Origin of the sequence: Alkalibacillus haloalkaliphilus C5, from assembly GCF_000269905.1 — a bacterium.
GTDB classification, from domain to species: domain Bacteria; phylum Bacillota; class Bacilli; order Bacillales; family Alkalibacillaceae; genus Alkalibacillus; species Alkalibacillus haloalkaliphilus_A.
Genome location: NZ_AKIF01000114.1, coordinates 1 through 9595 on the forward strand (window position 1 = coordinate 1; position 9595 = coordinate 9595).

Here is a 9595-nt window from a genome sequence, read left to right on the forward strand (position 1 = left end):
AATTAGATGAAGCAAAACAGCTTAAAGAAACAATCGAAAGTCTAACAGTAGAGCTAACAGCAAAATCAGGTGATTCAGGTCGCTTATTTGGTTCTGTAACGAGTAAGCATATTTCTGACGAGTTAAAGAAATCACACAACATTAAAATTGATAAAAGAAAAATTGAATTAGACGACCCAATTAGAACGTTAGGTTACACAAATGTACCAGTTAAATTACACCCAAAAGTAACAGCTACTGTAAAAGTACACGTGCAAGAAAAATAACGTAAGATGAACTCCGATTTAAGGGAGGAACTATTGTGGCAGAAGATATGACGCATGATCGCACCCCACCGCATAATATAGAAGCAGAACAAGCGGTTTTAGGAGCTATATTTTTGGAACCAGATGCAATTGTTTCAGCCAGTGAAACGTTATCTTCAGAAGATTTTTATCGAATAAGTCATAAAAGAATTTTCGAGATTATGTTAAAGCTGATGGATAAAGGAGAGCCGATTGACTTAGTTACAGTCACGACTGCTCTTACGGATGCAGAGCTGTTAAATGATGTTGGAGGGGTGTCATACTTAACTGACATCGCACATTCTGTTCCAACTGCAGCAAATATTAATTATTACGTCAAAATCGTTGAAGAAAAATCAACGTTAAGAAAGATTATTTCAGCGGCAACGGGAATTGTTACAAAAACTTTTGAAGAAAATGAAGAAGTAACCGAATTACTAGATTACTCAGAGAAAACGATATTAGATATTTCACAAGATAAATCATCGGGTAAGTTCCGAAATATTAAAGATGTTTTAATTAATGTTTATGACAATATTGAACAGCTCCATCACCATGATGAAGAAGTCACTGGAACTGCAACAGGATTTAGAGATTTAGACCAAATTACATCAGGTTTCCAAAAGAACGATTTAATTATTATTGCAGCAAGACCTTCAGTTGGTAAGACAGCATTTGCTTTAAACATTGCACAAAATGTAGCGATTCATTCAGATGAGAATGTCGCTTTATTTAGTTTAGAGATGGGTGCTGAACAATTAGTTAGCCGTATGTTATGTGCTGAAGGTAATATTGATGCACAACGTTTGCGTACTGGTCGATTAGAAGAAGAGGACTGGAGCAAACTGACTATGGCAATGGGTAGTTTATCTAATGCGGGTATTTTCATTGATGATACACCAGGGGTTAAAATTAATGAAATTCGCTCGAAATGTCGTAGATTAAAACAAGAATCAGGCTTAGGCATGATTATGATTGACTACTTACAGCTTATTCAAGGCTCAGGTAGCAGTGAAAGTCGTCAACAAGAAGTGTCTGAGATCTCAAGGTCACTTAAAGCATTAGCACGTGAACTTGAAGTGCCAGTTATTGCACTATCACAGTTATCTCGTGGTGTTGAACAAAGACAGGATAAGCGCCCAATGATGTCTGACTTACGTGAGTCAGGGAGTATTGAGCAGGACGCCGACATTGTTGGTTTCTTATATCGTGATGACTATTATGAAGAAGATAGTGAGAAAGAAAATATTATTGAAATTTTGATCGCAAAGCAACGTAATGGTCCAGTCGGCACAGTAGAACTAGCCTTTGTTAAGGAATATAATAAGTTCGTAGATTTAGACCGGCGTTACGATGATGCTGATATTCCACCTGCATAATTCATTAATTCCTCGGATCTTTATAAGTGGTTGATTTAACAAAGAAATATAATAGAGTGAGACAGACATAACAGACCTACAATTATAGTTAGGTCTGTTATTTTTTAGGAAGACAAATAATAATGGAGTTGAAAGGAAATAATCACACTCTTGTTAATTTACCTTTTGATCTTTCCCTTATGTACCTTACTTCATGAAGTAGGACATGGTATTGGTGTTTTATTGTCATCAAAATCCCATGCCTATTATTTATTTGGGTGGGAGTAAAGGGAATAAGCAAAAATTTAATATCGGGGAGGCTACACTTCCACATTGATTGGTCTTACTTAAGTTTTTGTAGTTGGGAGGAAAGTTTAGAAAGACAACAAAGAATGACCGCACTAGCTTGAGGGCCAATGATGGCTCTTATACTTGTTTGTTTATCTCTATAGTTAACATTTGAGGTATCACAAACCAATCTAATTTCCATTCTAAATGGGGTACTAGTTTATAATTTGGTTCAATTTTTAGTAACAGCTATTCCATAGTCCTATTCCCGTGGGTCTGGTTCTTTGAGTGGCCACTCATCTGACGGTCTACAACTTTTAAGTTTGTTAAGATATAAATAAAATGAGAGATCAGTAGTGAGAAACATTTGGGCTAAAAGAGAGATACTTTCTTTTTGTGTATTTATAAAGAATGAGTAAAGACTACTATTGTCAAAAACACACACCTTTGTTTGTAAAAACCGTACGATAGTATATTAAAGTTTAAATAAATTCGGTTTTTGATTGAAAAGAAAGAACAATACTGATAATATTAGTTTGTATTGAATGATTATCGGAATATTAGGAGGTCCATTTATGACAACAGCGATTGTAGTTGGTACGCAATGGGGCGATGAAGGAAAAGGTAAGATTACAGATTTCTTAGCACAAGAAGCAGATGTCATAGCACGCTATCAAGGTGGCGATAATGCAGGGCATACGATAAAGTTTAACGGAGATACATATAAATTACACTTAATACCCTCAGGAGTTTTTAATTCTGATAAAGTTTGTTTACTTGGTAATGGTATGGTTATTAACCCTGAATCATTAATTAAAGAGATGGAATATGTAGAAGGATTCGGTCTAACGCTTGAACATTTAAAAATAAGTAACCGTGCACATGTCATTATGCCATATCACATTGAATTAGATCGTCTCCAAGAAGAAAGAAAAGGTAAGGAAAAGCAAATTGGAACGACTAAAAAAGGAATTGGCCCAGCTTATAGTGATAAAGTAAATCGTTCAGGTGTACGCTTTGCTGACTTAATTGAGCCTGAATCTTTATATGAGTTAATTTTGACACAGGTAGAGCAGACAAATGAATTATTAGAAAAGATCTATGATGCACCGAAATTAGATGCTCAAGAGATTTATGAAACATATAAGCAATATGGTGAAAGATTAGCACCTTACGTAACTGATACATCTGTATTATTAGATGAAGCTACAACAGATGGGCGTCATATTTTATTTGAAGGTGCACAGGGCGTTATGCTTGATATTGACCATGGTACATATCCATACGTCACATCATCAAGTACTTCAGCAGCTGGTGTAGCGACAGGTAGTGGGATCGGCCCAAATAAAATTGATCGTGTCATTGGAGTTTCTAAGGCTTATACAACACGCGTTGGAGATGGACCTTTTCCAACTGAACTACACGATGAAATTGGAGAGCAAATTCGTGAAGTAGGTCGAGAGTATGGAACAACAACTGGCCGTCCAAGACGAGTAGGCTGGTTTGATGCAGTTGTTATAAACCATGCAAGAAGAACGAGTGGTATTACAGACATTTCTTTAAATTCACTTGATGTGTTAACAGGAATTGATCAATTAAAGATTTGTGTAGGTTACGAATTTAAAGGTGAAGTTATTAAAGGTTATCCAGCAAGCCAAAAACAATTAACAAAATGTCAGCCAGTATACGAAGAGTTAGTAGGGTGGCATGAGGATTTAACAGAGGTTAAACGTTTTGAAGACTTACCTGAAGCGGCTCAAAGTTATATTAACCGCATTGAAGAGCTGACAGGCGTTCGTGTTGCAATCTTTTCTGTTGGACCAGACCGTGAACAAACAGTTGTAAGGAATGCGATTTATTAACTATAAGTTTATGAAAATTAGTATGAAGCTCCTAATATTTTATGGAGCTTCATTTTTTTAATAAAATATGTATCCTATTAGCTCGTATAAGGTGTCGTACTTATGCTTATGACAGTGTATGCCCCGAAAAAAAGAATCAAACCGATTAACAATAAACTCCTATCATTACAGTTTTTAATTAGCTGCGTAACAAGAATGGTAAAGCAAACAATAATGATTGTATTTGTTGATTTAAGTATTCCTAGAAGGTTAACCCCATCTATTTCAATTAAAAGAAAAGGTGCAAGTGGAATAGGGTTTTCGATTTCGTTTGCGAGACGAACCCCTATATAATTAGTTAACTGTTCTTCAACGGATACAATTAGGAGGCTAGCAATGGAAAAAATAGCGAAGAATCTATGTGAGAGAATTTGAATGTAAGCCTTAAACATTAAAAAACTCTTGTAACTATTCTCTCTCACTTTTTCAAAGGCAGGTGTATAAGTTTCTTTAATAAACAAAAGGGTGATGAAGAAAACACATAAAGAAGCTACTGCAACCCCAATAAAAAGAGGGAAAATGTAATTAAAAAAAAGAAAAGCACCGATCATACTGCCAATTGCAATACCGATATTTCTTATCCAATAGGAGTAAGTATAAATAACCCTCCTTTCTTCAGGTAAGCTTATATCAATGATTAAGGCTTGATAAACCGGATTACCTACTCCAGTACTAAACTGAATAACTAAAAACGCAACAAATGTAGCGTATGGGAATGTGCCCAAGGGGGAGTTGGCAAAAGCAGCAAAAACAAACCCAATAAAGATAGTGAATTCAGACAAAAGAATTATCCTCTTCCGTCCAATTTTGTCAGAGACATAGCCTCCTAAAATAGATCCCAAGACATTAACAAACATTACTGCCAAAAACAAAATCCCCGTGATAATCGTCCCGACCAGTCCCGAAAAATAAATGATTATGTAAGGAAGTACCGCCATTGTCGACACCGTTGATATTAATAAAAGAAACAATCGAATTTTAATTGTCGGGTTTAATTTAGTAATAGTCATATTATACACCCCTTATCCCTTATAAACGATTGATTAATCAATCGTTATTGGTGGTAAAAAGTAGAACCTATGTATAAATAGGTCCGAATAAATTTACTGCTGAGGAAATATATTGTTTCCACATTTCACTGTATCTAGAGTCAGTTGTATTTAAACGAATACCAATTAGAAGACTGGTATATAAAGTAGCAACCACTAATGGATCTTGTTCAACAAAGATTCCTTTTTGCTGCCCATTCTTTACAAGTAACCCAACTCTTTCTCTAAATTCGTTATGAAAATCATCTAGCTCTTTAAATATATCAGGGTATCTCTGATGCTGTCCTACTACGTGAACTACAAGCGTTAAGTAATTGTTAACCCCTGCAAAAAGTTCAATGTGAGTTTTAATCATATTTTCTAACTCTTCCTTGGGGTGATCAGCATCTGTATCAAAATCAAATACAACCTCAGAAAATTCTTTAAGAGGTTCTACAACAGCAGTATAAAAAAGCTCTTCTTTATCTTTGAAATATGTGAAAACACTACCAAAACTAACACCTGCTACTTCAGAAACTTTCTTTATAGTTGTTCCTTCAAATCCTTCCGTTGCAAAAAGAAATGTGGCAGCTTCAAGAATTCCCTTTCTTTTCTTTTTCATATTAAGTAACTGTTGTTCAGATAAAGGCATAATTATTTAGCTCACTCCTTACGATTGATTAATCAATCGTTTTTAAACTTTTTAGCAAACAAAAATGAAAATGTACAGAAATAAATTTGAGAATAAATTACGTCACTTCCAAGTTTTCTTCTTCGTAATTATGAATTTTTAGTATAATATAATTGTACATTAGGAGACTTTTTAAAACTAATAGTTCTGAGCAAAGAATTATCTTATTAAAAAATCACAAAAAAACTTGTCAAAACTTTTAAGACTATGGTAATATTAACGCTGTCGGCAAAAGGTCCGGTAGTTCAGTTGGTTAGAATGCCTGCCTGTCACGCAGGAGGTCGCGGGTTCGAGTCCCGTCCGGACCGCCATTATCATACATAATTACAACTGAGTTGGTTATACCATTTATGTAAGGTGTCTAAGCGTGGTTAGGATCAAGCAGAGATCATTGAAAACACCCAAATCTGTGAGCACAGAAGAATGTAAGCAAGTAAGCGTGAACTCCCCATAAATTTTAATACTATTACGGCTCGGTAGCTCAGTCGGTAGAGCAACGGACTGAAAATCCGTGTGTCGGCGGTTCGATTCCGTCCCGAGCCACCATTTATTCACACAGTTTAAAAACTGTGTATTTTTTATGTTAAATACACCCCTCGACATTTAAACCTTTGTCAAATTATGAAGTCGAAAAAGTGTATAATTACACCTTTAGTTACAAATAGACTATAATATTTTCAAATTTTTACTAACTTCTATACAATTTGATTACATCTTAGTAAAATAGGTTCATTTTTGTTTTACGAGTATGGTAGATTATTAGTTGTGAGAAACTAGAACATAAGTAGACTTGTAAATAAATATAAAGATAAAAAGATAGAGTCGAATTTGGGGGAAAAGAAGTTGTTTGACTTGAGAGAGTTAATAACAGGTAGCGTCAATAAAAGTAAAAAAATACTCAAAAAATCAATCGCTAAAAAAATTACTATAACATCAATAGTAGGTGCAACGCTTGTATTAGGAACAGCTTATGCTGACTCAAGTGATGATCACCTATCAAATGTGTATCACGTATATGTAGATGATGAACTCATTGGAACAGTAGCTGATGAAGATGAAGTTCAACAGTATATTAACGAATGGGCTGAGGAAGAACAAGGAAAAGAAGGTGTGGAGTTACATTAGTACCGTCACAGGAAGTCGAGTTCATTGAAGAATTTGTCTTCTCAGCTAACACGGATCAAGAAGAAGTAGTAGATGCATTAGAAGATTCGTTGACTTTCGATGCAGCTGCAATTGAATTAAGAGCTAATGATGAAGTAATTGGTTACGTCAAAAACCTAGATGAAGCAAATCAAGCTGTTAACCAAGTTATTTCTCAGTATTTACCGGATGGTGTTGATGAGGAAGTCTCTCTATTAGAAGAGGAATTAGAAAACATCGGCCATTCTGCTGAATTAGTCGATTTGTTACCACAAAATATGTTTCAAGCAGGTAATATTAATTCAACGTTAGAAGAAGAAGATGGTTTATACTATCAACAATCAATTGAGCTAGAAGATGGTTCTACTGTATTAGACGTTGGGTTTACTGAAAATGTTACATTTTCTGAAGTAGCAGTTGATTCTAATAAACTATTAAATGTAGATCAGTTAGCTAAAATGATTGAACGTGGAACAATGACACAACAAATTCATGAAATACAAGATAATGAAGCTTTAAGTACTGTAGCTAGTGATTATGACTTAAGTGTGGATGAGTTAATTGACCTTAATCCAGATATTGAGGAAGATAGTATCATAAGAGTTGGGGATGAATTAAACGTTACAGGCTTAAGTTCATTAGTTGAAGTAGCTTACACTGAAACAATTACTGAAGAAGAATCAATAGATTATGAAACAATTACCGAACAGACTGATTCATTATATCGCGGTGAATCAGAAGTTGAACAATCTGGTTCAGATGGCTTAAAAGAGTTAACGTATGAAGTGACAATGAATAATGGTGAAGAACTAGAACGTAATTTAGTCGAAGAAGAAGTGATTGAAGAACCGCGTGATGAAATTATTAAGGAAGGTACAAAAGTGATCTCATCCCGAGGCACAGGAGACTTTACATGGCCAGCTGTAGGTGGATCTGTTACGAGTACGTATGGACCTAGGTGGGGCTCTCACCATGATGGAATTGACATTGCTGGTGTCAGTGATCGCTCAATATTAGCAGCAGATAACGGTGTTGTTGTTGAAGCAGGGTATCATTCAGGTGGACATGGTAATCGAATTATTATTGATCACAACAATGGTTACCGTACTTTATATGCTCACTTATCATCAATAGATGTTAATGTTGGCGAAACGGTAAAACAAGGATCAACAATTGGTCAAATGGGTTCAACAGGTAGATCGACCGGTGTACACTTACACTTTGAAGTTGAAAAGAATGGACAAACAGTTGACCCAGGGCCATATATTCGATAAAAGTTAGTTTATAAGAAAAACCTCTAGCGAACTTGCTAGAGGTTTTGTCATATAATCTTTATCTAAGGGGGGATATACTAATATAAGTATAGAATCTTATAATAAAGGTATATATGACTGTTATAATAAGACAATTTAATAAAGTTACGATAAAATATAAGTAAAGACAATTTAAGTAAGGATGGTGTCAGTCAATGAAACATACAATTCTTGTCGTTGATGATGAAGAACCAATTGCAGATATACTAAAGTTTAATCTAGAAAAAGAAGGTTATGATGTTGTTTGTGCTTATGACGGTAATGAAGCAGTTGAACTAACTAAACAACATGAGCCTGACTTAATCTTGTTAGATATTATGTTACCTGAAAAAGATGGAATGGAAGTTTGTCGCGAAATTCGCCAGGACTACCAAATACCGATTATTATGTTGACTGCAAAAGATTCCGAAATAGATAAAGTGCTCGGTTTAGAGCTAGGAGCAGATGATTACGTGACAAAACCCTTTAGTAATCGTGAATTAGTTGCTCGCGTTAAAGCGAATTTAAGAAGACGTGGTACAGAAGATCAAGATACGACGACGTCTATTCCTAACATAAAAATTGGTGAACTAGAAATTAATAGAGAAAACTACTCAGTAACACGTAGCGGCCAACCAGTTGATTTAACTCACCGTGAATTTGAGTTATTACTTTATTTAGCTAAACATATTGGTCAAGTAATGACGCGTGAACATTTGCTAGAAACCGTATGGGGTTATGATTATTACGGAGATGTTCGTACAGTAGATGTAACCGTACGTCGACTTCGTGAAAAGATCGAAGAAAACCCAAGTAATCCGAATTGGATTGTAACGAGAAGAGGGGTCGGTTATTACCTTAGAAACCCGGAGCAGGAGTAGGTTAAATGGGAAAGCTCACAAGCTTTTTTAAGTCGATACAATTAAAGTTCATTATCATTTATATTCTTCTTTTGTTAATAGCGATTCAAGTTATTGGTGCTTATTTTGCTAGGCAATTAGAAACACAATTGCTAGAAAATTTCACTGAATCGGTTAATGAGCGTGTTGAACTATTAAGTTATAACCTTGAACAAGCATTAACAGAAGAAAGAGATGATGATTCACCTTCAATAGAGACGGATGTTAGGTCGATTATATATGACTTTGATTCTGATGATATTACTGGTATTCAAGTCATTGATAACAATAGTCGTGTATTAGGGACTACAAGTCAATTTGATCGAGAGAATATTGGTAACCGAACAACTGAGTTAAGAATACAACGTGCTCTATCTGCTGGTAACCGTGAGGAGAATATCGTTTATAACCCTCAAAATGGCCATAGAACTTTAATTATATCTACACCGGTAGAAAATGGTGATGAAATTGTTGGCGCCCTTTCATTAGAAGCTTCAATGGAAGGTGTCTACACACAATTAAATGACATTAACCGAATCTTTGCTAACGGTACTGTACTCGCTATAACTGTGTCGGCGTTACTCGGTATATTAGTAGCAAGAACGATTACTAGACCTATTACTGAAATGCGAAGACAAGCCAAAGTAATGGCAACGGGTGATTATTCTAAAAAAGTAAATGTTTACGGTGAAGATGAGATTGGTCAATTAG

9 protein-coding genes and 2 tRNA genes are annotated in these 9595 nt (G+C 35.2%); 9 read left to right on the forward strand and 2 right to left on the reverse strand.

Annotation, left to right across the window (positions count from 1 at the left end; translation table 11 throughout):
• The 3 genes from rplI to A194_RS0111610 all read left to right on the forward strand — a co-directional run.
• A partial coding sequence (rplI, locus tag A194_RS0111600) for a 50S ribosomal protein L9 (RefSeq protein ID WP_017187009.1) occupies positions 1 to 266 on the forward strand: 266 nt, incomplete at its 5' end.
• 47 nt (positions 267 to 313) lie between these two features.
• The gene (dnaB, locus tag A194_RS0111605; RefSeq protein WP_040402792.1) at positions 314 to 1663 is read left to right on the forward strand and encodes a replicative DNA helicase; all 1350 of its coding nucleotides are present in this window, start codon (positions 314 to 316) and stop codon (positions 1661 to 1663) included.
• Positions 1664 to 2505: 842 nt separating this feature from the next.
• Positions 2506 to 3792, forward strand: coding sequence for an adenylosuccinate synthase (locus A194_RS0111610; RefSeq protein WP_017187011.1), 1287 nt, complete (start codon positions 2506 to 2508; stop codon positions 3790 to 3792).
• Between the two features lie 77 nt (positions 3793 to 3869).
• On the opposite strand, the gene A194_RS0111615 is transcribed toward A194_RS0111610, so the two are convergent.
• Together A194_RS0111615 and A194_RS0111620 are read right to left on the reverse strand one after the other, a co-directional pair.
• On the reverse strand, positions 3870 to 4841 hold the full coding sequence (locus A194_RS0111615) for an MFS transporter (RefSeq protein ID WP_017187012.1): 972 nt from the start codon (positions 4839 to 4841) through the stop codon (positions 3870 to 3872).
• A 67-nt stretch (positions 4842 to 4908) separates the two neighbouring features.
• Positions 4909 to 5511 (reverse strand): TetR/AcrR family transcriptional regulator, encoded by a 603-nt coding sequence (locus tag A194_RS0111620; RefSeq protein ID WP_017187013.1) that lies wholly within the window; start codon positions 5509 to 5511, stop codon positions 4909 to 4911.
• A 273-nt stretch (positions 5512 to 5784) separates the two neighbouring features.
• Here A194_RS0111620 and A194_RS0111625 point away from each other — a divergent pair.
• The 6 genes from A194_RS0111625 to A194_RS0111645 form a co-directional block, all read left to right on the forward strand.
• Positions 5785 to 5861, forward strand: a tRNA-Asp gene (locus A194_RS0111625).
• A 159-nt stretch (positions 5862 to 6020) separates the two neighbouring features.
• Positions 6021 to 6096: transfer RNA gene (locus A194_RS0111630), tRNA-Phe, on the forward strand.
• A 297-nt stretch (positions 6097 to 6393) separates the two neighbouring features.
• Positions 6394 to 6675 (forward strand): hypothetical protein, encoded by a 282-nt coding sequence (locus tag A194_RS19455; protein ID WP_050980518.1) that lies wholly within the window; start codon positions 6394 to 6396, stop codon positions 6673 to 6675.
• Positions 6676 to 6764: 89 nt separating this feature from the next.
• Positions 6765 to 7967, forward strand: coding sequence for a M23 family metallopeptidase (locus tag A194_RS18285; protein WP_050980519.1), 1203 nt, complete (start codon positions 6765 to 6767; stop codon positions 7965 to 7967).
• A 194-nt stretch (positions 7968 to 8161) separates the two neighbouring features.
• Entirely contained in the window at positions 8162 to 8866 is a 705-nt protein-coding gene (gene yycF / locus A194_RS0111640; protein ID WP_017187014.1) for a response regulator YycF, read from the forward strand.
• 5 nt (positions 8867 to 8871) lie between these two features.
• Positions 8872 to 9595 (forward strand): HAMP domain-containing protein (locus A194_RS0111645; protein ID WP_017187015.1); only part of this gene is annotated, 724 nt, incomplete at its 3' end.